17 protein-coding genes and 1 pseudogene are annotated in these 24693 nt (G+C 70.6%); 9 read left to right on the top strand and 9 right to left on the bottom strand.

Annotated features, from left to right (window positions below):
• Positions 1-7 precede the first annotated feature (7 nt).
• Genes ABT084_RS18915 through ABT084_RS18890 form a run of 6 tightly spaced genes read left to right on the top strand, consistent with a single transcriptional unit; the run spans position 8 to position 12738 of the window.
• On the top strand, positions 8-2629 hold the full coding sequence (locus ABT084_RS18915; RefSeq protein ID WP_351044916.1) for a DUF6603 domain-containing protein: 2622 nt from the start codon (positions 8-10) through the stop codon (positions 2627-2629).
• Positions 2629-4803, top strand: a complete 2175-nt coding sequence (locus ABT084_RS18910) for a hypothetical protein (RefSeq protein ID WP_351044914.1) — start codon at positions 2629-2631, stop codon at positions 4801-4803. The genes ABT084_RS18915 and ABT084_RS18910 overlap by 1 nt, the downstream gene beginning before the upstream one ends.
• A gap of 3 nt (positions 4804-4806) precedes the next feature.
• Positions 4807-8250, top strand: a complete 3444-nt coding sequence (locus ABT084_RS18905; protein ID WP_351044911.1) for a hypothetical protein — start codon at positions 4807-4809, stop codon at positions 8248-8250.
• 54 nt (positions 8251-8304) lie between these two features.
• A complete protein-coding gene (locus tag ABT084_RS18900) occupies positions 8305-9162 on the top strand; it encodes a hypothetical protein (RefSeq protein ID WP_351044908.1) in 858 nt (285 codons plus the stop codon).
• Positions 9162-10928: a hypothetical protein gene (locus ABT084_RS18895; protein WP_351044905.1), complete on the top strand. Its 1767-nt coding sequence runs from the start codon at positions 9162-9164 to the stop codon at positions 10926-10928. The genes ABT084_RS18900 and ABT084_RS18895 overlap by 1 nt, the downstream gene beginning before the upstream one ends.
• 52 nt (positions 10929-10980) lie before the next feature.
• Entirely contained in the window at positions 10981-12738 is a 1758-nt protein-coding gene (locus ABT084_RS18890; RefSeq protein WP_351044902.1) for a hypothetical protein, read from the top strand.
• A 683-nt stretch (positions 12739-13421) separates the two neighbouring features.
• Here the strand turns inward: ABT084_RS18890 and ABT084_RS18885 are convergent.
• The 4 genes and pseudogenes from ABT084_RS18885 to ABT084_RS18870 all read right to left on the bottom strand — a co-directional run.
• Positions 13422-13604, bottom strand: a pseudogene (locus tag ABT084_RS18885) (DUF5655 domain-containing protein); the annotation flags it as partial.
• Positions 13605-14521: 917 nt separating this feature from the next.
• Positions 14522-14884: a site-specific integrase gene (locus ABT084_RS18880; protein WP_351044899.1), complete on the bottom strand. Its 363-nt coding sequence runs from the start codon at positions 14882-14884 to the stop codon at positions 14522-14524.
• 400 nt (positions 14885-15284) lie between these two features.
• Positions 15285-15419: a hypothetical protein gene (locus ABT084_RS18875; RefSeq protein WP_351044897.1), complete on the bottom strand. Its 135-nt coding sequence runs from the start codon at positions 15417-15419 to the stop codon at positions 15285-15287.
• 47 nt (positions 15420-15466) lie between these two features.
• On the bottom strand, positions 15467-16207 hold the full coding sequence (locus ABT084_RS18870) for an SDR family oxidoreductase (RefSeq protein ID WP_351044894.1): 741 nt from the start codon (positions 16205-16207) through the stop codon (positions 15467-15469).
• A gap of 144 nt (positions 16208-16351) precedes the next feature.
• Here ABT084_RS18870 and ABT084_RS18865 point away from each other — a divergent pair, with 144 nt between their 5' ends.
• Positions 16352-17194 carry a helix-turn-helix domain-containing protein gene (locus ABT084_RS18865; RefSeq protein WP_351044892.1) on the top strand — a complete coding sequence of 281 codons (843 nt, stop codon included), beginning with the start codon at positions 16352-16354 and terminating at the stop codon, positions 17192-17194.
• A gap of 355 nt (positions 17195-17549) precedes the next feature.
• Here ABT084_RS18865 and ABT084_RS18860 read toward each other — a convergent pair whose 3' ends face one another.
• The gene (locus ABT084_RS18860) at positions 17550-17909 is read right to left on the bottom strand and encodes a nuclear transport factor 2 family protein (protein WP_351044889.1); all 360 of its coding nucleotides are present in this window, start codon (positions 17907-17909) and stop codon (positions 17550-17552) included.
• A 25-nt stretch (positions 17910-17934) separates the two neighbouring features.
• Complete coding sequence (locus ABT084_RS18855; RefSeq protein ID WP_351044886.1) at positions 17935-18720, bottom strand: SDR family oxidoreductase; 786 nt, start codon at positions 18718-18720, stop codon at positions 17935-17937.
• Positions 18721-18819: 99 nt separating this feature from the next.
• Between ABT084_RS18855 and ABT084_RS18850 the strand changes: the two genes are divergently transcribed.
• Entirely contained in the window at positions 18820-19338 is a 519-nt protein-coding gene (locus ABT084_RS18850) for a winged helix-turn-helix transcriptional regulator (RefSeq protein WP_351044883.1), read from the top strand.
• A gap of 554 nt (positions 19339-19892) precedes the next feature.
• Positions 19893-21026, top strand: a complete 1134-nt coding sequence (locus ABT084_RS18840) for a PP2C family protein-serine/threonine phosphatase (RefSeq protein ID WP_351044880.1) — start codon at positions 19893-19895, stop codon at positions 21024-21026.
• Positions 21027-21211: 185 nt separating this feature from the next.
• Here ABT084_RS18840 and ABT084_RS18835 read toward each other — a convergent pair whose 3' ends face one another.
• The 3 genes from ABT084_RS18835 to ABT084_RS18825 form a co-directional block, all read right to left on the bottom strand.
• Entirely contained in the window at positions 21212-21991 is a 780-nt protein-coding gene (locus ABT084_RS18835) for an oxidoreductase (protein WP_351045002.1), read from the bottom strand.
• A gap of 500 nt (positions 21992-22491) precedes the next feature.
• Positions 22492-22653, bottom strand: coding sequence for a hypothetical protein (locus tag ABT084_RS18830; protein WP_351044877.1), 162 nt, complete (start codon positions 22651-22653; stop codon positions 22492-22494).
• A gap of 148 nt (positions 22654-22801) precedes the next feature.
• The gene (locus tag ABT084_RS18825; RefSeq protein ID WP_351044874.1) at positions 22802-24607 is read right to left on the bottom strand and encodes a CocE/NonD family hydrolase; all 1806 of its coding nucleotides are present in this window, start codon (positions 24605-24607) and stop codon (positions 22802-22804) included.
• Positions 24608-24693: the final 86 nt, after the last annotated feature.

Genomic DNA, 24693 nt, shown 5'->3' with positions numbered 1-24693 from the left:
AGCCGACGTGCGCGCGGAGTTCGAGTCCGCTGACGGAGCTGACGGAGAGGTCTCCGGGATCGCCCTCGCCATCACACTCCCCGGGGCGGGGGTACCCGTAAGCGAGATCGCCCGGCTGTACGGGTACGAGCTGCCCGCGCTGCCCGTGCCGCCGGTGACGGGGATGGCGTTCCGCGGTGACGCCGGCGGATTCACTCTGGCGCTGGACGGTCTCGCCGGGGACGGCGGCATCCTGGACCGGGACGGCGCGCAGGTGCTGGTGGTGCCCGCCCCGGGCGGTCATGTCCTGGCCACCCGGACCGACCTGACCGCACACCAGGTCAGCGGCCTGGGCGTGCCGGTGGCGGCCGCGCTGCCCGCCGGGGTGTGGCTCGCCCTGCCGGACGGGACGGTGGTGCCGGTCAGCACGCCCCGCACCGTGGTCCCCGACGGCTCCGGCGCCACGGACGGGCTGGGCCGCCCGAAGACGACTGCCGCCGGCGTCCCGTACGCGCGGCACGCCTATCCGGGGCTGTCCCGGCGTACCCGGGCCGTGCCCACCGCGGACGGCTTCGTGGTGCTCAACCCGCCTACGTCCGGCGGTCCAGGCGTGTCGTTCATTCCGAACGGGCCGATCGACGGCGAGCACGGCATCGAGATCGTCTACGACAAGTCCCCGTTGACGGTGAAGGGCGCGTTGCAGGTGCAGCCCGCCCAGGCCCCGTACCGGGCCGTGGTGGGCGGCCTGCTGCTCTTCTCCTTCGGGGGCGGCACGACAGGGAAGCGCGGCCTGTACGGCATGGGCACCGGGGCCGTGGTCTTCCCCCGGGAGACCGGCACCCAGGCCTCCTTCTTCGCTTTCGCCTCGCTCGGCGCCGAACCGGGAATCGGCATACCGGCGTTCCGGCTCACCGGCGTCGCGGCCGGTTTCGGCTGGAACAGCCACCTGCGCACACCGGGGCTCGGGGATCTGACCACCTTCCCGTTCCTCAAGGCGCTCAAGGACCCCTCGTCGATCGGCGGGGACGACACCAACCCCGTACAGATCCTCAACACCCTGACCGGCACCGCCACCCCGTGGATCACTCCCCGGCAGGGCGAGGTGTGGGTGGCGGGCGGCCTCGCCTTCACCATCGGCGAGCTGATCGACGGCTCCGCGATGGCGGTGCTCCAGACCGGGGCGGACCTCACCATCGGGCTGCTGGGCACGGCCGGGACGTCGTTCCCCAAGGGCAGTGGCAAGAAGATCGCCCGGATCGACCTCGGGCTCCAGCTGGTGGTCAAGCCGAACTCCGGCGAGCTGACGGTCGGCACCTCCCTCAACCCCAGCTCGTTCGTCCTGGACGAGAACTGCAAGCTGCGCGGCGGCATCGGTCTGAAGATCTGGTACGGAGACCACCCCGACTCCGGGGACTTCGTCTTCAGCGTGGGCGGCTACCACGAGAACTACCACACCCCCGCGCACTATCCGAGGCTGCCCAGGGTCGGCTTCGACTGGTCGCTCGGTGGCAAGGTCACCGTCTCCGGCAACGCCTACTTCGCGCTCACCCCGCGCGCCGCGATGGCGGGCGGCGGCCTCGACGTGCGCTACAAGTCGGGGATCATCAAGGCCTGGTGTACCGCTACGGTCGACGCGCTCATCGAATGGAAGCCCTTCTACTTCGACGTGGGCCTGTCGCTGTCGATCGGTGTCGAGGGCTCGGTCAAGGTGCTCTTCGTACGGATCACGGTGCGCATCGAGGTCGGCGTATCGCTGAGCGTCTGGGGACCGCCGACCGGCGGCCATGCCCGGGTGAAGGTGTGGTTCGTCTCCTTCGGCATCGACTTCGGTGCCTCCCGGCGCAGCATGGACAAGACCCTGGACTGGCCCGGCACCCGCGCGATGCTGCCCGAAGCGGGCGCCCGGGCGCGGCTGCGGCCCGGTGACGGGCTGATCACCGAGGGCACCCCGGCCGATCCGCACCACGGCGACTGGCTGGTCAAGGCCTCCGGGTTCACCTTCGGCACCGATACGCAGGTGCCGCTGAGCCGGATCGAACTCGCCACCACTGGATCCGACAAGGTCATCGGAGGGGCGGCGTTCGGCGTCCACCCGATGGCGGTGACCGGGCTCAGCACCCGCCAGCGGATCAAGGTGGTTCTCGAAGGGCAACCGGTCGACCTGGCGCGGTGGAAGGCGACCGGGCAGTACACCGCGCTGCCGCCGCAGCTGTGGGACGACACGGGCGACCCCGAACACGGCGGAGGGCAGCGGCAGCACTTGACGGGGGTCACCCTCACGTCGCCCGACCCCGACTACGGCACCTCGACCGGTTACATCGGCGAGGACACCTTCAAGTTCGACCCCATCCACCCGCAGGGCAAACTGCCGCTCAAGGCCACGGACGTGCCGCTGGTGCCGGCCCCGACCCGGCCCGGCGGAGTCATCGGGCGGATCGCGGGCGGCATCGACACCGCCGCGTCGCGCACCGCCCGCACCAAGCTGCACACGCTGATGGGCTCGCTCGGCCTGGACACCGAGGTCGCCAAGTCCGACCTCCCCGGCTACGCCCGAGGCGTGACCGGCTACTTCACCGCCGAACCTCTGCTGGTGCCCGCAGGTGCCACGCGTACCGCGAGCGCCCCGAGCACCCCCGAGGGAGACAACTGATGGCAGGCCCCGGACACCGCACCCGGTTCTTCGACCACCGGCTCCCTCCGCTGTACTCCGGACGGCACACCGTCACCGTCGACCACACCGTCAGCGGCTCCGACAAGGTCGGCGCCGACCTGCTGCCGGACCTGGAGCAGGTCTTCGCGGTGCGCCAGCCGCGCTTCCAGTTGCTGCCGGAGGACGTCACCGCCTGCTATCCGCCGCCCGGCGCGGAGGGCGAGTACGGCACGCTGCTCCCGCACATCACCCTCACCCGGCCCGGCTTTCCCTGGATGCATCTGCTGCGCGGCGCCAAGGCCGGCGCCCCCTGGCTGGCGCTGCTGGTCTTCCGGGCGGGCGAGCTCCCGGAGGACCTGGAGGCCGTGGGCCAGGTGAAGGTCTCGACGGCCGCCCAGCTCGCCGCCGGACAGGTACGCCCCGGCCGCCCGCCGACCCTAGACCCACCGTTGTACGACGACGAGCGGGAGCTCACCGTCACCACCGTCCTGGTGCCAGGCCCGCTGTTCACGGCGGTGTGTCCCACCACGTACGAACTGGGCATGCTCGCGCACATCCGCGAGGGCGGCCCGCCGGACGCCACCCGCCGGGTCGGTGAGGACCCGCCGCCGGACGAGAACGACATCAAGGCCGTGGTGGTGTCCGGCCGGTTCCCGGACACGAGCGGCCTGCACGTCGCCCACCTCGTCTCCCTCGACGGCTTCGAGGACTATCTCGACGGCAGGACCACGCCGCCCGACGAAGGGCTGCGGCTGGTGTCGCTGCACTCGTGGGCGTTCACCTCGATCGACGACGGGAAGCCGGACTTCGGCGAGTACGCCCGGCAACTGGCCGCCGATCCGGACCCGCTGCTCCGTCACCCCGGGCTGCCGACGACCTCCGAGGTGCCGCTCGCGCTGGACCTGCTGCGCCAGGGTGGCACCGTACTGCCGCAGGGCCTGGAGTCCGGGGAGCTGACCGTCGGGTTCTACCGGGGCCCGCTGACGGCCGCCCCCGCCCATCGGCTGCCGCAGGGCACGGGCGTCCGCCTGGAGTCGGCGGGCGAGGGCCTGGTGTACATGGAGGAGCTGGGCGCGTACGACACCGGGTACGCGGTCGCCTTCAGCCTGGGGCGCGGGCTGGCCCTGGCCGACGCCGAGTTCCGCAGCGCGCTCGTGGCGTACCGCAAGGCGGCGCGGCGGGCGGCCCGCAGGCTGCTGGCCTTCCCGGAACTGGCCGCGCTCGGTGAACGGGGCGCCGCCGCCGGGATCGACACCCGCGTCGTACGGCGTTCCTTCGACCGGCTGCTGGGCGACGACGGCCCGCTGATCTCCGCACTCGCCCGGCCGGGCGCCGAGGTGAAGGCCGGGGGCAGGCGGCCCGCGGCCCGAGCCGCGACCGTCGCCCCGATGAGCGTCGACCGGCTGCGCACCGCCGTCGCCGACGCCTCGACCCGGTCGGTGCTGGCGTCGGCCGTCCGCGCCGAGCTGACGCCGGTCCAGGCGTGGCTGAACCGGCTGGCCCGGCTGGAGATGGTGCCGTTCGGATATCTCGTACCGGACGAGCGGCAGCTGCCGCGGGAGTCGGTGCGGTTCTTCCACGTCGACCCCGGCTGGATCCAGGCGGCCGTCGACGGGGCGTTGAGCGTCGGGGAGGGACACGCGCTGGACGCCGACCTCAACGACCTGGCACGGGAGCTGCGGGGCGCTGCGCAGCCCGTCTGCGGGGTGCTGATCCGCTCCGAGCTGCTGGTCAACTGGCCCGAGGCCGTCCTCACCGCGTTCGGCGAGGACCGCGAGATCGCGCCCGTCCGGCAGCGGAACCTCGGCGACGACCTGCGGATGCTGCTGTACCCCCGGGTGATCGACCGTTTCTCACTCGCCGAGCCCGCGCAGGGCCTGCACTTCGGGCTCAGCTTCAACCACACCACGGAGCTGCGCTCCATCGTCGCCCCGGTGGGACAGGCGCTCGGCGACTTCCCCGCCGACGGCAGCGGTTACAGGCCGTTCATGCGGCCCGGCGGACACGACGTCCTCGACATCGAGCACCGGCTCGCACCGGCGCTGGCCACTGCCCTGTCCGCGCGTGAACTCTCCTCCGCGCAGTTCGCGCTCCAGGTCGTGAAGGCCCCACTGCTGCAGGAGTTCACCCTGAACCCGAACCTGTCGTCCGAGCCCGCCGAAGGGACGCTGTAAGCCATGGCGCTGAACGACACACTGGTGGTGCCCGTCGAGGTCGCCGCGTTCGCGGTGAACCCTCAGGTGCGCGACACCGACGACTCCTATGTGATGCACCGCTGGCAGTCCAGCTTCCTCACCTTCGCCTCGCGCAACGACGCGCCGGAGCCGTCCGCGTTCGACGGCCTGGAGCCCTGGCGGGACAAGCCGGAGCGGCTCGGCGCGTACGTGATGTGGCAGCTGCCGTCCGGCCTGGCCCACGGCCGGGAGACCGAGGACGGCATCGGTGACTTCCCGCTCGTCCCCAACCGCTGGCTGGTGACCCGCCGCTGGGACGGCGGCATCCGCAGCTGGCTGGTCGAGAGCGACCACCTCGGCGGCGAGACGGGTACCGTCTCCTACCTTGACCCGCACGCCACCCCAGCCACCCCCACCAAGATCGGCCGCAAGCACGAGCTCACCGCCGCCTCGCCCTGGCAGGAGCCGTCGGACCGCCGCGAGCCCTTCCTCACCGCGCTCGGCCCCGGCCTGCTGACCTTCTCCGTCTACCAGCCGTACAACACCAACGTCTTCTCCCTCCACGACACGCTGGAGGACGTGACCGCCGACGCCCGGGTCAGCTACCGGGTGATCGGCTGGTACGCGCAGGAGGACAGCGACCCCCTGCGCGGCGAGGGCGAGTTCCGCGACCTCATGGCCGAGCTGGAGTGGATCCTGCCGCCCGGCTACGGCGCCCCCGGACGCTCGCTGTACGCGGGCAGCGTGCTCGGAGTCGACTGGAAGCCCGGCGGGCCCGTCCCGGCCCGGACCAACCCGCACCCCGGCGAGGTGGCCGTCGGCATCGGCAACTCCACCGCCGAAGCGTCCGCCGCGGTGGCGGAGCAGTACGGCGGCACGGGCGCGCTGCACGCCGACGAGGCCCGGCTGTACGAGGCGTTCGCCCTCGGCTGCCTGGACCAGCTCGACCGTACGGACGGGGACCTGTTCCCGGCGCGGGCCGCGCACCGCTCCGGCTTCGGCCCGGTGCCGGGCGGCTTCGCCTGGCGCGTGGTGGACCGCGGGAACCCGGACGCCCTGCCCCCGCTCTCCGCCGCCGAGGCGGCCCACGAGCGTACCGCCGAAGCGAACGTACTCGCCGACCTCAACGCCACGCAGCGCGAGCTGGACTCCCTCGAACGGACATTACGGAGCGCCCAGGAGTACCTTTTCCACCTCTGGTCGCTCAGCAGGCTGCACAAGAAGCCGGCCTTCTTCACCGACCAGATCAATGCCAAGCTCAACCCCGCGACGGCGGGATCGCCCGCCCGGAAGGTCGCCGACCTGACCGCCGCGGTCACCGCCAAGCGCACCGAGCTGCCCTGGTCGATGGACCAGGACGAACTCCACGCCCAGGCGCTGCGGCACGCCGCCGACCACGGCATGCGCGCGGCCCGCGTCCTCCAGCGCGTCCCGCTCGCCCCGTACGAGGAGTCCAGCGACCCGGTCGTCCTGCTGCGCGGTGCCAAGCTCCACGCGCCCCTGGACCGGGACTCGCTCCTGCCCTGCCGCACCGAGGAACGCCTGGTCACGGCGGTCGGCCCGGTCACCGAACTGACGGTGGCCGCGGACGTCGCCCAGGTCAACACGGCCGGACTGCCCACCCTCGTCCCCCGGCTGCTGGCGGAGTTCTTCATCCTGGACCGGGCCCGCGCCCAGGGCCTGGACCTGGAACTGGCCGAGGGCGCGCTGCCCGAATACGGAACGGCGGCATGGGTCCAGCCCTGGCAGCCGCTGTACCTGGCCTGGAAGGCCGACTACGTGGCCATCCCCTTCCAGGAGCCGGACGGCACCGAGAACTGGCGCTTCGACGGCACCCGCTACCGCTGGACGGGCAGCGGAAACGTCACCCACCGCATCCCCGCCTCCGGCCGGCAGATCCTCACCCCCACCAGCGGGCACCAGTCGGAGGGCCGCCTCGCCGCGTACGCCAACGGCCGCACGGACCTCGATCAGGACATGATCCGCTCCCTGCGCTCCCGGCTCCGTGAGACCGACGAGCTTTCGCAGCGCCTCGACGGGCTCTCCGCGCAGATCAGCCAGCGGATCATCGGCTCGGGGCTACGGCCCGACGGGACGCTCGGCGACCTGATCGCCGACGGCGACCAGGGCAAGCCCCGGCCGGGCAACTTCCCCGAGGAGGACTGGGAGGACGGCGAGTGGGAGGCCACCGACTTCCAGGAACTGCGCTCCGGGCAGCTGGAGTTCACCCGGCTCGCCGTCGTCGACCGGTTCGGCCGGGCCGTCAACCTCATCGACAACCCGCTCCACTTCGACTTCGCCAAGCCCGAGACCTTCGAGCCCGACGAGGAAGTCGGCGAGATCGAGCAGGACCGTTACGCGCAGTTGGGCCCCCGGCTGCTCCAGCCCGGGCGGCTCGCCTTCCACTTCGTGGACGGCAAGACCGGCCAGGAGGTGGACGTCACCGCCGGAGCCAACCCGGTGTGCGCCTGGCTGATCCACAACCGGCTCGACCGGTCCATCGCCTGCTACGGGCCCGAGGGCGCGGCGCTGGGTGACATCCGGGTCGTCGTCGGCGCGACCGGGCAGCGGGTGGTCGACTGGAATCCGCTGCCGGGCTCGCCCGTCCCGGACTTCGCCGGCCTCGCGGACCTCTCCCCGCACGCCCACGGCTTCCTCGCCGGGGTGATCCGGCAGGGCCCCACCGGTTTCGACACGCTGCGCCGGCACCTGGACGCCTCGCTCGCCGGAATCGACCCGGACGGCCCGGACGACGCCTCGCTCGCCTACTTTTTCGGCCGCCCGCTGGCCCTCGTACGGGCCGAACTGGGCCTGGAACTGTGCGGGCCCGCCCGCAGGGACGTGCACTGGCAGACCATCTTCGACCAGCCGGAACCGAAGCTGGGAAGCTACCGGTGGCGGGTGCGGCTGGGCGAGGCCGCCCAACTGGACGACGGTCTGGTCGGATACGCGCACGGGGACGACTACGACCACTTCGAGACCACCCTCGACCCCGGCAAGGACGGCGAGGACGGCTACCTGCGGTGGATCGACACCGCGGAACGGCTGAAGCTGTCGTTCGACGGCCCCCGGACGCAGGTGACGCTCCTGCTGGACGCGCGCGCCTCGGTGCACGCGACGACGGAGATCCTGCCGACGGGAGAGGTGTTCGTACCGCAGGAGTTCACGGACGAGGCCGTCGCGGCCATGGCGGTGGCCTTCCGCGCGGGCCCGCTGCTCGCTCCCGTCGAGCCGGGCACCTCAGGCCCGGACACCGTGCTGGCCCCGCATCCGGCGACGGCCACCGGCACCTGGTCGTGGGCCGAGCCCGACGGCGATACGTGGCCCCGCTCGCCCATGTCGGCGCCGGACCCGGCGGTATGGCCCCAGGGGGTCCGGCCCCGGATCCGCAGCGGATTCATGGTGCTGGACGACGCGGCGGGAGCGAGCCGCGACGGCGAGGGCTGAGGCCCGTCGCCCCGCCCGCCACCCCGCCCCCCCTACGTCACGAGGAGCGTCACCATGACCGAGTACGTCCCGGCGGGCGCGCCACGCGCCGCCGAGAGCCGCATGGCCTTCCGATTGGACACCGTTCCGGAGACGGTGCGGGTCTCTCCAGGGACCGGCGACACCGAGCACGCCAAGATCACCGTCGTCGGATCGGTGACCGCCGGCGAGAAGATCACCCTCAGCGAGATCACCGTGAAGGTCCTGGCCGGGTCCGACTCCCCCCACTTCGCCTCCTCGCTCACCGGAGTGGAGCCGTCGGTCGACCGCTCCGGCTGGATCTACACCGGTGTCCAGCAGTCCACGTTCTCCTTCATGCCGTCCTCCGGCGGTGAGGTGGTGGAACCCGGCACGAGCCTGACCGTCACCCTCGACCGCATCCCCGTCAACAAGGCGGTCGGCTCGTCACAAGTGACCGTCACCGCGTACTGGAACAACGGATCGGGGACCGGAAAGACCATGTTCGAAGTCGCCAAGTTCCCGCCCGGCTTCTACCTGAAGGACTTCCTCGCCGTGCCGGCCGTGGTGGACAACGGTGAGGACGTCGAGCTGCGCTGGCAGGCCTCCAACGGCGCGACCCTGCATCTGCTGCACGAGAACGTGCAGTACGACGTCACCGGGCGCAGCGAGTTCACCGTGCCCGACATGCGCCGTACCACCGTGTTCTATCTGCGCGGCAGCCACGGGGCCGCCGAACTGACGCTGGGGACGATCGCCGGGGTCGCCGACCCGGACTTCGAGGTGAACAACCTGGTCGTCACGGGCGCCCTCCGGACCGACCGGCTGGAGAGCCACACCCTGGACCGGATCAGGATCGCGGCACCGATCGCGCAGAGCGCGGCCGTGCCGGAGCCCACCGCCGAGGAGGTCTGATGTCACTCGTCCGCCATGTGACCGCTCCGCCGTCGGGCCGGGCCACCGCCGCCGCCGACACCGATCCGCTCTACTTCGATCTCGCCGTCCACCCGGATCCACTTCGGGTCTCCCCGTCCAGCGGGGCCCCGGCCAAGGGCGACCTGATCGTTGTGGCCTCGCTGGCCGCCGAAGCACCCGTCGAATGCCGGTCGTTCACCGTCACGCTGAAGGTCGGTCCCGGCGAGAACGACCTGTGCTCAAGCCTGACCGGCGTCACCGGGCGGATCAGCCTGGCGGGCTGGACGGGAACGGTGAACGCGTCGGCCGGCACCCTCACCTTCGCTCCCGGGCCCGGCGCCCCCGCGCAGACGGAGTTCGGGCCCGACACCGGTGTGACCTTCCAGGTGATGGGCCTGCCGGTCAACCAGAGCGTCGGACTCAGCCAGGTGGACATCAGCGCCTCCTGGCGTACGCCGGGCACGGCCAACTGGCAGTCACAGACCGCCGGCCTGGGCGTCGGCAAGTTCCCGCTCGGATTCCATCTACGATCGTTCGTCGCCGAGCCGCAGAGCGTTCCCAAGGGCGGCTCGGTCACCCTCCGCTGGGACGCGAGTGCCGCCACCTCTCTCACGCTGTACTACGACGGTGAGTCGCACCCCGTGACCGGGCAGTCCTCCGTCACCGTCCCTGACCTGCGGCAGACGACCTTCTTCCATCTGCGGGCGGTCGCGCAGGAGGGCGCGGGCAGCGTGGAGCGCACGCTCACCGTGCTGGTACAGGTCTCCGGTCCCGTGGAGTCGGTGGGCCGGGTGATCGTTCGCGGGACCTTGCAGGTGGGGGAGATCGGCCCGGCGGCTTCTCCCGGCACTCCGCTCGTCTTCCCGCAGCGGCTGCCTACGCTCCCGGAGGCGCACCGTACCGCCACGTTCGGATGGCAGGACAGTCACTGGATCCGGAGCACGCTGCCGGTCGGTGCCCCGGCGCTGTACTCGCACTCCACGGGACAGCCCCCGGAGTCCGAGCTCCACCCGTACGTAGAGCTGATCCACCAGCCGCTCGGCGGATCGGACCTGGTGTGGTCGTCGTTCGACGGCTACGCGTGGACCCGCGTCGAGCAACCCCTCGGCCCGGGTGCCGATCCGTCTGTCGCGCTCATGTTGGAGTGGCTCCTGCCGCTGCCCGTGCCCGTGATCCGGCTCTGGACCGCATATCGCGGCGGCGCGAACAACACACAGGTGATGACCCGCCGGATCAAGTTCGACGGGCAATGGGACAGTCCCGTACCCGCTCCGGGTGGTGTCACGAGCCAGTTCCGCCCCGCCCTGGCCGACCTGAACACCACGTCACTGTTCCTCGCGGTCACCGACCGCACCGATTCGCCACCGATGCACTGGAGGCGGCGTCATCTCAACAACCAACCGGCCACTTGGTCCGAGGGGGCCCGGATGCCGGGCGCCGCGGCCACCGGCGCCCCGGCGCTCGCGGCGTTCGACGGCCGGATGGTCTGCGTGTACCCCTCCAACGGCAGTCATCGAATGAACCACCACGACGGCGACCGGTGGGTGGCGGGCGCGGCACTGCCGTCCGGGCCGTCGCCCGCGGGCCCGCCCTCGCTCGCGGCCCACGAAGGCCGGTTGTACTGCGTCTACCGCGATGTCTCCGGCCTGGCCCAGCTCATGAGTTACAACGGCACGGCATGGACCGGTCCGTCGCCGGTCTCCGACCGGATCTACGCCCACGACCCGGCTCTGGTGGCGACCGGGGGCCGGATATGGCTGTTCTGAACCGTATCCGTATCCGTATGTGCAGCCGCGCCCGCCGAGGAGGAGACCCGTCATGACCACCGACATCGCGGCACCTGATGCCACACCGGGCGATGCCGACCCGGGCGCAGCGTCAGCGACCACCGCTTCGACGGAAGCCGGCGTGGAACTGCTGTACACACTGTCCACAGCGCCCTTCCCGGTACAGGTGTCCCCGGCCACCGGTGCGTACCGCCTGGCGGACCTGACCCTCGTCCTCACCCGCCGCGCCGCCCGCCCGATCAAGTGCGGCGGCATCACCGTCTCCGTGCCCGTCGGCACCGGCGCGACCGCGCTGGCCGCCCAGACCACCGGGATGACAGCTTCCACCAACCCGGCCGGGTGGGGCGCCACGGTCGCCGCCTCGGGGGTGGTGACGTTCACCCCGCCCGGCGGCGTCGCCGAGATCGACAAGGCGAACGGTCTCGCGCTGTCGATCGCCAAAGTCCCCGTCAACCGTGTCGAGGGACGCGCCCAGCTGACCGTGACCGTGCGCTGGCGGGTCCCCGGCGACACCAGCGAGGACCCCTGGAGCACGGAGACCGTCACGCTGCCCGTACCGAAGTTCCCACCCACCTTCAGTCTGGGCGAACTGCGCGCGGACCCCCTGCGCGTCGAGCACGGCGGCAGTGTCACCCTCAGCTGGCAGGCGGCGAACGGTACCTTCCGGCTGAGCTACGGCAAGGCGGACATCTCCGTCACCGACCGGGACGGCTTCACCGCCCACAACATCACCGAGGACACGCTCTTCCAACTGCACGGCACCTCCTCGACCGGTTCCGGAGAAGCGGAGGCGGTGCGCTCGGTGTGGGTGACGGTCACCATGCCGGATGTCGAGGTCCCGACCCTGACCGCGACCCGGGGCGTCGTCACGGACCGGCTCGCGGCCCGCACCCACACCGTGCCGAAATTCACCGCGACCCGGCTGGAACACCGGGCGGAACTGTCCATGCGGAGTTTCGACCCACGCCTGCGCCGCTGGAGCGAGCCGGTCCGGCTGCCGTTCGGCCCCGCCGCCTCCGCGCCCGCGATCGCCGTCCGTGACGGGAAGCTCCATCTCCTGTTCCGGCCTTATGACAGCGAGCAGTTGACGTGGGCGGAGTACGGGGGCCGCACCTGGCGGACCCTGCCGAACTCCCCCGGTCCGGCCGCGGTGGAGCCGGTCGCGCTGACCGCCGCGGGCACCTCGCTGATCTGCGCCTACGAGGCCCCCGGCGGCGAGTGGTTCACCCGTACCAGCGGCAACGGCACGTCCTGGGGCGCGGTTTCGGCGATGCCCGCCCCCGTGGGCGGCGGAGGCGGCGGGGTCTCGCTCTGCTGGGACGGCACCGCTCTGCACGCGGCGCTACGGACGGTGCTGGTCGGTCTGGTCACAGGCCATCATCGGCGCGACGCCCAGGGCGAATGGCAGAGCGACGGCGGCGGTTCGCAGCTCTTGGTCCACACCCCCGAACTCGTCCTGTGGCAGGGGAACCTGACGTGCTACTCCCGTTCCCTCCACGGCAGTGTGTGGACACGGTCGCGCCCCAAGGACGGCTCGTCCGAGGGCTGGATCGCGAAGAGGATGGACGATGTGCGGGCCTCCAACAACGTACGGCTCGCGGTCGCGGGGCCGACGCTGTACATGCTGTTCCCCGACTCCGAGGGCGTACTGCACCTGCGGTCCTCGGACGGCTCGACCTGGTCGGCAGCGGCCCCGGTGGACGAGTACCGCACCCTGGAGACCCCCGCCCTGGCCTGGTACGGCAACCACCTGATCGCGATCGGCCGGGGCGGCGCCTGCTCTCCGTGACCCCGCCGGGACACCACTACTGACAGAGTTCTTGCAGGTCAGTGGCCCTATGGCCGCTTCGTCGCTGGTCCGGCCACGCAGGAGTCGGCAAGAGACGTGGCGGCCATGTTCGCGCCATTGGACGGGCAGTCGGTCGACACCGACGACCCGTGGGAGCGCCACCAGCTCGTCGACGCCGACGGGGCGGTGGTCGAGGCGGTCACTGCGTTCTTCCGCGACAAGCCGCCGGTCGGCCGGAGACGACCGCCCGCTCCTACGGGCTGGATCTGCTGCGCTGGTTCCATATCGCGGGCCAGCCATCGCGCCGCGCCACCGGGGAGCGCGACCGGCCGGTGGGCACCTGGCGGAAAGCCGAACGCGGCGTCATCTCGCGCGCACAGCGAGACGGTGCTGCGGAGCTTCTACGACTTCCACCGCGATGTCGGCACCGGGCCGATCCTCAATCCGTTCCCGCTGGACCGCTCCCGCCGGGGACGACGCGCGCCCGCGCACCGCAACCCGATGGACCCTCCCCGCAATGAACGTGCCGGGCTCTACCGGCCGACGGTGCCAAAGCGGGTGCCGCGAAGTGTCCCTGCAGACCAGTTCAACGAGATCTTCGCGCGGCTGCCCTCGCACCGGCCCTGGTCGCCTTCTACGTCTCCACCGACGCCCGCGCCAGCGAGCTGCTGTCCGCCACGCAAGAGCGAGTCGATCCGCCGACCATGCACCGGCCCGGCGCTGTACTCGTCGGCCAGGAAACAGACCCCAAGCATCGTTTCCATGTGCGACTCGACAAGGTCCTGCACATCCGCCTCGACCTCCGCCAGGCGCGGCATGACCTCGGTCACGCCGCCCTTCGTGTTGAACAGCTTCAGGCCCGACACCTCCCCCTCCATACCGACCCTTGCCCAACACGCAGCTGTCCAAGATTGTTTCCGGCTCGCCAGACAACCCTGCCCCTTCCTCCGTTCGTCACGGAGCGTGTTTAGGCAGGGAAGCCGGGATGGAGGACAGAGCAGGGGTCCCCTCGACCGGCAGCAACAGAGAAAGCCGCCTCCCGTACCGGGCTGTAGCCCTGGTACGGGAGGCGGCCTTTCTGTACTGGCGATCCATCAGAAATCAGTCGAGCGTGCGTCAAACGTGCGTCACGAGCGTCAAACCAGCGTCAAGATATCGCCCTTAACGCCCACAGCGCACATAATGCACACCGCCCTAACCCGCAGGTCAGAGGCCCTTTCCAACGGGCTCAAGGATCGCAACACACTCGACATGATGGGTCATCGGGAAGAGGTCGAAGACGCAGATGCAGCAGCTGTGATCGGCGCCGACGGCCAGGTCTCGGGCCAGAGCCAGCGGTCAGCCCTTGCGGACAACCCGCGAGACGGGCGCCCGGAGGCAGCCGGAGCCCTTGGGTGCCCGATCAGAGCGGCTCACGCACCGGGATCGGGATGTTCGCCAAGTGCTGGCCCGCCTGCCGCCGGAGGACGCCGCGAAGCCCGCAGGTACTCGCCCGGCTTGCCCCGGCACAGCTGCGGCCAGCTCTTCTCGGTCGACGTTCGGAGAGCCGAACGACAGGCGGACGAGTTCACGCGCGCCCCTGATGCCCGGGGGGCGACATCCAGGCCAAGTGCCCCCAGTACCGCGCTGCGCGCACCGTGTTCAGCCTTGGGACATCGCGGCTAGGCGCCGTCAGCTCGACCCACTGAACGCGGACATCGCTATTTTCTGGTCCTCCCAGTTTCTCCCGCCCTTCTCCCCCTCCAGATCGGCTGTTCCGGACCAGTTACGGACCAAACCGAGCTCACCGGGCAGGTGGCAGGCCCTGGCTGACGCGGTCCCACTCCTCCATGGACTGCTCGATGAGACGGTTGGCCTGCTCCTGAACGCCGTCGAGGAACTTGGCGTAGCACTTGAACAGGACGTGGATGCTGTGACCGGCCCGCCCAGCACAGTCGGCAGGGTCGACACCCGAGTGGAGCCAGAACGAGATCCCCGCATGCCGGAGGTCGTAGGGTCGCTTCGCCGGACCGGCCGCGAGCTCTGTCCGGGTCAGGACGTACTCCCGCGCACTCGACCAAGTGATCCCGTACGCCGCCGCCTCCACCTGATTGCCTGCCTGGTTCTGAAAATTCCGCCGCGGTTCGTCCGCGTCCTGCGTACCCACGTCGAGTGGGTACAGGCGGCGGTGCGGTGAACCTTCGAGCCACTGAGATCGAATAGGTGTGGGCAGACCTCGGAAACGGCGTCGCCGCGATGACAGTTCTGTGCCGGCATCGGTGTGCGCACACGGCTACGGTTACTTGCTGGGGAGTGCGCGAACCAGTCGGGGAGCACTGTCTCTGATGTGGCAGCGGCCCCGATCCGTCCTGCCGCCCGCGTGGCCCCGGTGTCGAGCCGGGGCCTCTCGGCGTACGGCTCAAGGCCGAGCGATGCACGCCGTTTCCAGGCTGCCACCGGGCGATTGGGGCGCGTGGGCCGAAGACACCGGATAGGCCTTAACACAAACGTACGTTTCCGTTTGGAGTGGCGTGGCGCGGCAGTCGGCACCTGGGGCGCGGTGGGCGTCAGTCCGTCTCGTACGGCCGCTCGTGATACTCGGCCTCCGGGGTGAAGAGGGCTGCGATGTCCTTGCGGCTGTTGGGGGTCCAGGCCCGCACATACCCCTCGACCCATGTTTCGACCTGCTGTTTCGTCACCATGGCGCGTCTCCGGACGACGTGTCTCTGCGGTCCGTCGGCTCCTTCGGTCAGCCCTGGGCGGTGGGTCGCACGGTGATCTCGCTGACGTCGACCTCGGCGGGCTGGCTGATCGCGTAGTCGATCGCCGCACCGATGGCGTCAGCGGGCATCGCGATCCTCAGCATGTCCTCGGTCGCCTCGCGCACCGCGGTGTCGGTGATGCCCTCGGCCAGCTCGCTCCTGGTCAGTCCGGGGCTGATCACGGTCACCCGCACCTCGCGGCTCTCCTGCCGCAGTCCCTCGGACAGGGCCCGGACCGCGAACTTGGTCGCGCTGTAGACGGCCGCTGTCGGGTCGACGCGGTGCCCCGAGACCGAGGCGATGTTCACGATGTGGCCGGATCCCTGCGCGCGCATGAGAGGGAGTACCGAGGCGATGCCGTGCAGCACGCCGCGTACGTTCACGTCGATCATGCGGTTCCACTCGTCGACCTTCAGGGCATCCAGCGGAGACAGCGGCATCACGCCGGCGTTGTTCACCAGGACGTCGATGTGGCCGTACCGGCTGTGCGCGGCCTGCACGAAGGCCCGCATGCTGTCCAGGCTGGTCACGTCCAGTTCCTGGTGGTCGGCCTGCCCGCCGCTGGTGCGGATGTCCTCGGCGAGGGCGGCGATACGGTCCGTACGGCGGGCTCCCAGAATCACCTGGTGCCCCGACGCGGCCAGCCGCCGGGCCGTCGCCTCACCGATACCGCTGCTCGCCCCGGTGATCAGTACGACCTTGCCTGCAGAAATGGACGGGACGGTCATGAGAACCCCTTCGATGAAGCCGGCGGAGGCCGGACCGGGTGCTCGTCCACCCAGGCTCTGATCCTGGAGGCGATCACCCCGGGCAGGCAGGGCGAGACTTCCTGGGTGCGCCACTCCCAGGAACGAGCCGCGTACGATCGAGTCATGAGCGGGTACGAACTCGGCGAATTCCTGCAAGCGCGGCGCTCCCGTCTGAAGCCCGCAGAAGTGGGCCTTCCGACCTACGGGCACCGCAGGGTCGCGGGACTGCGACGTGAGGAAGTCGCCGTGCTGGCCGGCGTCAGCGCCGACTACTACACCCGCCTGGAGCAGGGGCGCGAACGCAGCCCCTCCGGCCAGGTCATCGACGCCCTCTCGCGAGCGCTGCGCCTGAACGCCGACGCCCACTGGCACGCCTACCGCCTCGCCGGCCTCCTGCCGGCTGCCGAGGCCGCCGACGAGCCGGACGAAGTGGACCCGGCCCTGCTCCAGCTCATGGAGTCCTTCCCCACCGCGGTCGCGTACGTCATCAACCGCCGCCTCGAAGTACTCGCGGCCAACGCCCTGGCCGATGCCCTCCTCTCGCCACTCGCCGACCGCCGCCGAGCCCTGCGCTCCCTCTTCCTGGACCCCGCGGCCCGAGGGCTCTACGCGGACTGGCACAGCGTCGCGAAATGCTCGGTCGAAGCCCTGCGCCTGGCTGCCGGACACCACCCGGACGATTCCCGGATGACCGACACGATCGAGGAACTGCGGAGCAGCAGTGACGAGTTCGAGCAGATGTGGCGCCGTCACGGCGTCAGTTCATTCGGCCTCAGGCCCAAGACCTTCAACCACCCCGCGGTGGGCCGGTTCACCCTCACGTACCAGTCCTTCGACGTCCAGAGCACGCCCGGTCAGCACCTCTTGATCGGCACTGCCGAGCCGGGCAGCACGGACGCCGACGCCCTCGCCCTCCTCGGATCTTCGATGGCGATGCTCACCTCAGGACCGGCGGAACGCCACTGACATGACACCGTTGACCGTGGGGTCACCCGGCAGGAAGCCGACTCCGCCCCCTTCCCATCCCGGTCATGCGCCACTGCCTGGAGGGCGGGGTGCGTCAGCAGGTGCGTCAGCAGGTGCGTCATGTGGCGGCGGGCAGGGACATCCCCATCTGGGAGATGGACGTCACCCACGACGGTGCGCGGCACGTCTGCCCGCCGCACCTGGCCTGGCTCATGTTCCGCCACGGCCTTCCGCCCCGTCGGACCCGCGTCGGGACTCCCCTGGGGCCCGCTGACGGCCCACCACCGGTGGTCACCGGCATGGACATCGTGACGGGTCCTCCGCGTGGCCGGGAACAGGCGGTGTGGGAGCGGGTTCAGGGTTCGATGGCGAGATGTTCGATGAGGTCGTCTCGCAGCGTGAACCGGTAGCGGAGATCGATGGTGCCGCCGGGGAAGTTGCCTTCGAGGTGGTGTGTGGCGATGTAGTGGGCCGTGTCGGTCTGCTGGGCGTTCGTGAGGTGGATGGTGTAGGTGAATTCGGTGGCGGATCGGTCCAGCCACCGCTCGACCGCGGCGCTTCCCTGGTAGGTGTTGCCGTCGTCGATCACCGTGGCGTCGTCGGTGAACGTCGTGACCGCTGTGGCGGTGTCGTGGGCGCGGTGCGCTGCGAGGTAGCGGGTGATCACCTCGGGCAGGTCGTCCGGAGTGATGGTGCGGGGCTGGTTGTCGTGCATGACGCTCCTGATGGTGGGGGCGGGTTCAGACGGTGGGGGTGGTGCCGCCGTCGATGACGTGTTCGGCGCCGACAATGGCCGAGGCGCGGTCGGAGACAAGGAAGGAGACGAGCTCGGCGACCTCCTCTGGCCGGTTGGGACGGCCGAGCGGGATACCTCCCAGGGAGTCCATGAGCCGACCCAGCGCCGCTTCCCGGCTGATGCCGGCGTCGTGGGCGATCCGGGCGACAAGGTGGTCGGCGGCCGAGGTCTGGACGAAGCCGGGCGAGACGGTGTTGACGCGGACGCCGTGCGGGGCGACCTCGTTGGCCAGGCCCTTGCTGTAGGTGGTCAGGGCGGCCTTGGCGGCGGCGTAGGCCAGGGTGCCGTTCCACAGCGGCATGCGGCGCTGGATCGAGGTGACGTGCACGACCGCGCCCTTGCCCGTGGCGATCATGCGTGGGAGGAGGGCGCGGTCCAGGCGGACCGCGGCCAGCAGATTCGTGTTCAGCTCCCTCGCCCAGTCGTCCTCGCCGAGCGCGGCGAATCCTCCTGCCGGGGCCTCGGAGCCGCCGAGCGTGTTGACCAGGATGTCGACGCCTCCCACACGGGCGTCCACCTCGGAGGCGACGTGGGCGGCGCCCTGGGCGGTGGACAGGTCGGCAGCGATGAACGTCTCCTCCTCGACGTCGTCGGGGCGGCTGCGGGCGGTGACCAGCACGGTCGCACCGGCCTCGGCGAGCCGCCGGGCGATTGCGGCTCCGGTGCCCTTGGTGCCGCCGGTGACCAGAGCGCGTCGGCCTTCGAGGGATTCGCTGAAGGACGTGGTCATGTTGTGCTCCGATCCGGGGCGCGGGTATGCGAGCCGCCGCTCCCCTCATTACTGCTAAAATAGAAGCCACTAACTTCGACTTTAGCAGTAACCGAGGGGATGGTCGCCGTGGCAAGCCGGATCAGGCTGGAGGACCGGGAGTGCCCGCTGTCCACGACGGTGGAACACGTCGGCGAGTGGTGGACCCTGCTGATCCTCCACGACGCCTTCGACGGCTACACCCGCTTCGACCAGTTCCAGGAGAGCCTGGGCATCTCCTCCAGTATGCTCACCACCCGGCTGAGGACCCTGGTCGCGGACGGTCTGCTGGAGCGCCGGCCCTACCAGACCAGCCCCGTCCGGCACGAGTACGTCCTGACCGAACTCGGGCGCTCCCTGCGCCCGGTGATCGTCGCCCTGGCTGCCTGGGGCAACTCCCGCCTTACCCCGACGGAGCGCAGCATGATCCTCGTCGACGCGCACAGCGGTGAGGAAGTCGAGCCCGTTGTCGTCGACGCCAAAACCGGCCGCCGACTCGACGACAGCGACACCTACGTCTTCACCGCGGGCCCCGCAGCCAGCGACGCGATGCGTACCCGCTACGCGGCACGGCCGGCCACTCCCGCGGCAGAGGCGTGAGCCCGCCCGGACGAACCTCGTACAGCCCTGCGCGCGACGGTCGACGGCATGTGCGAATGGACCCACCACCACCTCGCCGACATCGAAACCGCCCGCCACCGCTTCGACAGCCCCTGAGTAGACCGGCCTCACCCACGAGGGCTGCCCGACGGCCCTGCGCGCGGTCCTGGGGTCCTGAACGATCACCCTCCGAGCGTGTCACCCAAGGCGGGATCTGCGTCCAGCAGCGTCCGGGCCGCCTGCCGCGCACCGTGAACACCTGCATGTCGTTACAGGAGTCCGCCAGCGCGTTGGCGCCTTCGAAAAGCACCGCGAGTTGCCTGCCGAGAGCGTCCGGGAGGCGGCACGGACGCCTGGCGCGAAGCCATCAGCACCGCCGGGGCCCTCGCACCCCGATACATCGTCGCCGGCCACAAGAACATGCGCACGACGGACCGCACACCGTGCACGTCCTCGCCCGCGGCCCGCAGAGCCCCCCGTCGCGCACAGCCACGAACGGCGGTCCCCGGAGCGCCGCGTCCGCACCTTGCCAAGGCGGGTGGAAGGCTTGGGGCATGGCCCTTCCAGCATGGTTGGACGTCCGGCGCCTCTGGCAGCCGGCGCATGCGCCCGCGCTGCTGGTGATCCCGCTCGCGCTGATCGTCACCGTCTGCGTCGTGGACGTACTGGCTCCGCCCCACATCCATCTCGGTCCGCTGCTCGTGGCAGCGCCGGCGATCACGGTTGCGTTCGCCGGCGCCCGCACGACGGCGGCCATGGGGGCTCTGGCGGTGGCGGCCCAGGTGCTGATCGGCGTGCTCAGGGGGGTCGCGGGCACCGCCAACGTCCAGGCCCAGATCGCCGCCCTCATCGTCGTCTCGGCCGTCTGTGTCACCGTCCGCGTGGTCCGGGACCGGCGCGAGCAGCAGCTGCACCAGGTGCGGTCGGTGGCCGAGGCAGCCCAAAGAGTGCTGCTTCAGCCGCTGCCCCCACGCGCCGGCCCGCTGCAGATCGCCGGCCTGTACATCCCCGCCGAGGAGGAAGCCGAGCTGGGCGGAGACCTGTACGCGGCCGCACGCACCGCCCACCACAGCACCCGGCTCCTCATCGGCGACGTGCGCGGCAGCGGTCTGGGCGCCATCAGCAAGACCGCCCTGCTGCTCGGCGCCTTCCGGGCGGCCGCCCACCGGCAGGCCACCCTTCCCCGCCTCGCCGTCCACCTGGACGCCGCGTTCCGCTGGGACACCAGCCAGTGGCGGCCACAAACGGAACAGGACACCGTCGAAGACTTCGCCACCGCCCTGCTGATTGACATCCCCGACCACGAGCCGGTCGTCCACCTCATCAGCTGCGGACACCCACCACCGCTCATCCTCCGCGGAAACCGGCTCATCCCGCTCGTGCCCGAGGCCAACCACCTTCCGATCGGATTCGGAGGGACCTTCGGCATCGCCGACTACACCGTCGAGACCTTCCCGTTCGGGCCCGGCGACCTGCTGCTCCTCTACACCGACGGCGTCATCGAAGCACGCAACACCGACGGCGACTTCTACCCGTTCACCGAGCGCGCACCACAGTGGACCACGGACGACCCCGACGTACTCCTGCGCCATCTCCAGGCCGACCTCCTGGCCCACGTCCAGGCACACCTCGACGACGACGCGGCCGTCGTCGCCATCCGCCGCAAGACGACCGACCCTGCCCTGTGAACGACCGGGGGTGCGGCGAACGAGGGTGGGGCGCCGTGTGACCCGCCGCAAACCCCTGGTCGTGGACCGCCTCGTACCGGTCGCCGAGATGCGAGCCGCCTGCGAGGCACTCGTGACGGAGCACCCGCGCGGCAAGGTCGTCCTGCACGTCGGCCACGGAGCGGCGGAACACGAGAGCCGACCGGCTACCAGGTCGTCAGGAACCCGCCGTCGATCGTGACGTCGGACCCCGTGACATTGCCCGTCCGGTCACTCGCCAGCATCAGCACGACGTCCGCGACCTCGGCGGGCTTCGAGAACCGTCCCGTGACCATGGCACCCGCAGCCCGGGCCTTCACCTCCTCCGGCGTCATCCCGGTCGCACGGGACACGGTGGCGGCCACCCCGTCAGCAGCCAGCCACAAATCGGTCTCGACCGGGCCGGGACTGACCGTGTTCACTCGAATCCCGCGGCCACCCACCTCCTTGGACAGACCCTTGGAGAAGCTCGCCAGCGCCGCCTTTCCCGCGGAGTAGTCGATCACCATCGGGTCGGGGAACACAGCGTTGACCGAGCAGACGTTGACGATCGACCCACTGCCCCGCTCCAGCATCAGCGGCAGGACCTCCCGGGTGACACGGACCGCCGTGAACAGGTTGAGGTTCATCGCCTGTTGCCACTGCTCGTCGGTGACGCTGAGGAATCCGCCCGGCCGGGCGGGAGCGGCGCCCACGTTGTTCACGAGGACGTCGACCCGGTCCCCCGCCGCCCCAATGAGCTGCCTTGCTCCCTCCGCCTCGGCCAGATCCACCCGCACCAGGCGGACACCCCCGCGCTCGACCAGCGCGTCCAGTTCGTCGGAGAAGTGGCGCGCACCGGCCACCACCAGGGCACCCTCGGCCGCCAGGGCTCGCACGATCGCGAGGCCGATGCCGCGGCTCGCACCCGTGACCACGGCCACGCGACCTTCCAGTCCAAGATCCATGGTGATCTCTTCGGCCACGAGCGGCACCCGCTTGAGTGCCCCGGGCCGAACCTCACCACCGGACCCGCCCGAGCCCGCCTCGAAGGACTCGACGACGTGTGATCGGTGAGTCCTCCTGCCTTCCACCATGAGGAGCTGGTACGTCCTGCCCGAGGGCCAGCGCCCCGAGCGCAGCCCCATGAAAGCGCAAACCAAGATCCGGACCATTTCCGGGCCAGCACCCGCCAAGGAGCCCTACCAACTGCCGTTTTCCCAGGTCAACATAGGTACAACTGCTGTACCACCAGCAGACGAAGAACGTTCATTGCAGCTATTCCCCGAAGGCGGTTGGGTTCTTCTAGAGAACCAAGTCGCGCTCCCGGACCAGTCACGGACCAGACTCCCCGCCCGGAATGAGGCTGGCGACCACCCTCTGACACGGGTGGTGGCACGACGTAGCGGGACGGCTCAGCTCTTTAGCGCGCCGTGGGCGTGGGCACGCCCTTCGTACCCCACCGCTTTCATTCCATGGTCCGCACGACCATCGTGACGTCGGCCGTGAGCCTGGCCTGGTACGTCAACTCACCCAGAGCGGAGGGGCTTGACCGGCCCGCGATCCGGGGCGTGGCCTGGTCGGACATCGTCAGCCAACGGACGGCGTCCATGGCCTGACCCACGGCCACCACATGATCTTCAGGAGTCCGCCGGACCGACCCCCGATGGTCACGGGGTAGCCGTTGCCGTTCCCGCCCGGCCCCGACGGCACCCGTGCGGCAGCCCGCGGTACGCCGATCGGCGGGCTGCCGCACGGGCGGTGGCGCCCTGGGGGTGTCAGCTCAGCGGCAGTTCCAGCCGGGCCTCGCTCCCGCTCACGGAGCCGACCGTGGTGGTGGTGAGGGCCGGGAGGTCCGAGCCCGCGTAGGAATACAGCGGGTCGCGGCTGTTGACCACCAGGGCGAGGCGATGCCCGATCGGCAGGTCGTAGGACGCGGCCTGGAGCGACCAGGTGATGGTGGTGTCGGCCTTCGGGGCCAGGCCGGTGGCCGTGTACGGCTCGTGGGTGATGATCCGAGCGGTGCCATCCGGGGCGACGTCGTACAGGTACGCGATCACGGTGGCGGCATCGACGCTGCTGCGCACCGACAGCCGCACGGTGGCGGTGCCCCGGATCTTGCGGGCCACCTCACCGGGGCCGGTCAGCGGGTCGGTCGACCAGACCAGCAGCTGAGCGCGCTCGAAGTCCGCGAGCGTGTACTTGTTGGGGTTGCCGAACCACTCCCGCTGCCCCGTCTTGAGCAGCTCGCCCGCGTGGGAGGAGGACAGGGCGCCGGCCTGGAAGTCCCGCGACCACCCGGAGGTCGGCTTGTCGGTCAGCGCGCCGTCACCGGAGCCGCCGGTACCGGTGAGGTACCACGACTCGCTCCCGGTGGCGGCCTCGGACCAGGAGTCGTACGTCTCGCGGTGCGCCGGGACGGTGATCAGGTTGGAGCCGCCCGGGATCGCGATCGTCTTGTAGGTGAACATGCTCTGGCTCTTCACCACCGACCAGTTCGGCACGTCGTTGTCGACGCCGAGCAGGTGGTGGTCCAGCCACTCGTAGGCCTCCCGCGTCGGCTCCGCCAGCCCGGGGAACGGCAGGCCTGTCACCAGTCCGGCCAGGCCGGGGCCCTCGGGGGCACCGTGGTCGCCGATCCACAGGTTCAGCCGCTTCGGCACGGTGAGCCGCTCGAAGTGGTCGAGCACCGGGTTGACCGGGAACAGCGTCTCGTGCCAGGTGTTCGAGATGAACGTCGGGATGCCCCGCGCGTTCGTCTGGTCGACGTACGTCTCCGGGGAGCGCTCGGTACCCCACTCGACCACGGCGTCGAGGTTCCGGCCGCTCAGGAAGTCCTTGAGGAGTTGCTGGGAGCCCTCGTCGAACTTCTCCTCCAGCGGGCCGCCGGTGAAGGCGATCAGCGCCTCCACGGCCGCCAGGTGCCGGGTGCCGTTGTTGTACAGGCTGGTGGCGAGGTTGCCCCAGGTGCTCAGCGCGACCACGGTGGAGACGCGGCCGGCCGGGTCGTGCGCGGCGACCAGCTGGCTGATCCCGGAGCCGTAGGACTCACCGAGGAAGCCGATCCGGCTGGGTTCGAGGGCCTCCTGCGCGTAGTCGATCACGGAAGAGCCGTCGGCCCAGTCGTCGGGCCCGGCCACATTGACGAAGCCCTCGGACGTCGACAGCCAGCCCTTGATGCCGATGCCGCGCGGGGAGTAGGCGAGCACGTGGTAGCCGCGCTGCGCCAGCTTGAGGTAGGCGTAGAGGAACGGCAGCCAGCCGTACGGGTTCCACCCGGCGGGCACGATCACCACGGGGCGCGGGGCGGCGTCCTTCAGCTTGATGCTGAACGCCGACAGCCGGACACCGTCGTGCGCGGTGATGCGGGGAAGTGCGATCGTGGCGATCCGCCGCACCGCGGCCACCAGCTCCGCAAGCTCCGCCGGGAGTTCGACGCCCTCCTCGCCCTGGAGGGAGGCGAGCAGCGCCCGGGACACGTCGACGACGGCCTCGCTGACGCTGTGGCCCGGGCCCCAGATGCCGTTGGTGGCGATGTCGGTGAGCGTCGCTTCGGTGACCGAGGGAGTCTGGCCACTGGTCATTCGGAAACCACCTTTGCTCTGAACGGATATCGCTCGACATCATGATCAGATCAGCGACGGGCAAACTGATGCACCATCATGTTCAT

The organism is Streptomyces sp. NPDC002138 (assembly GCF_040296485.1).
Classification (GTDB): Bacteria; Actinomycetota; Actinomycetes; order Streptomycetales; family Streptomycetaceae; genus Streptomyces.
This window is presented reverse-complemented; position numbering and strand designations above follow the sequence as displayed.

Bases quoted from the DNA above. Each gene is read 5' to 3' on its own strand.
- ABT084_RS18835 (WP_351045002.1), bottom strand. From the start codon at position 21,991: ATGGATCTTGGACTGGAAGGTCGCGTGGCCGTGGTCACGGGTGCGAGC.
- ABT084_RS18860 (WP_351044889.1), bottom strand. From the start codon at position 17,909: ATGCACGACAACCAGCCCCGCACCATCACTCCGGACGACCTGCCCGAG.
- ABT084_RS18850 (WP_351044883.1), top strand. From the start codon at position 18,820: ATGGTCGCCGTGGCAAGCCGGATCAGGCTGGAGGACCGGGAGTGCCCG.
- ABT084_RS18895 (WP_351044905.1), top strand. From the start codon at position 9,162: ATGTCACTCGTCCGCCATGTGACCGCTCCGCCGTCGGGCCGGGCCACC.
- ABT084_RS18875 (WP_351044897.1), bottom strand. From the start codon at position 15,419: ATGGTGACGAAACAGCAGGTCGAAACATGGGTCGAGGGGTATGTGCGG.
- ABT084_RS18825 (WP_351044874.1), bottom strand. From the start codon at position 24,607: ATGACCAGTGGCCAGACTCCCTCGGTCACCGAAGCGACGCTCACCGAC.
- ABT084_RS18840 (WP_351044880.1), top strand. From the start codon at position 19,893: ATGGCCCTTCCAGCATGGTTGGACGTCCGGCGCCTCTGGCAGCCGGCG.
- ABT084_RS18865 (WP_351044892.1), top strand. From the start codon at position 16,352: ATGAGCGGGTACGAACTCGGCGAATTCCTGCAAGCGCGGCGCTCCCGT.
- ABT084_RS18855 (WP_351044886.1), bottom strand. From the start codon at position 18,720: ATGACCACGTCCTTCAGCGAATCCCTCGAAGGCCGACGCGCTCTGGTC.
- ABT084_RS18890 (WP_351044902.1), top strand. From the start codon at position 10,981: ATGACCACCGACATCGCGGCACCTGATGCCACACCGGGCGATGCCGAC.
- ABT084_RS18900 (WP_351044908.1), top strand. From the start codon at position 8,305: ATGACCGAGTACGTCCCGGCGGGCGCGCCACGCGCCGCCGAGAGCCGC.
- ABT084_RS18905 (WP_351044911.1), top strand. From the start codon at position 4,807: ATGGCGCTGAACGACACACTGGTGGTGCCCGTCGAGGTCGCCGCGTTC.
- ABT084_RS18910 (WP_351044914.1), top strand. From the start codon at position 2,629: ATGGCAGGCCCCGGACACCGCACCCGGTTCTTCGACCACCGGCTCCCT.
- ABT084_RS18870 (WP_351044894.1), bottom strand. From the start codon at position 16,207: ATGACCGTCCCGTCCATTTCTGCAGGCAAGGTCGTACTGATCACCGGG.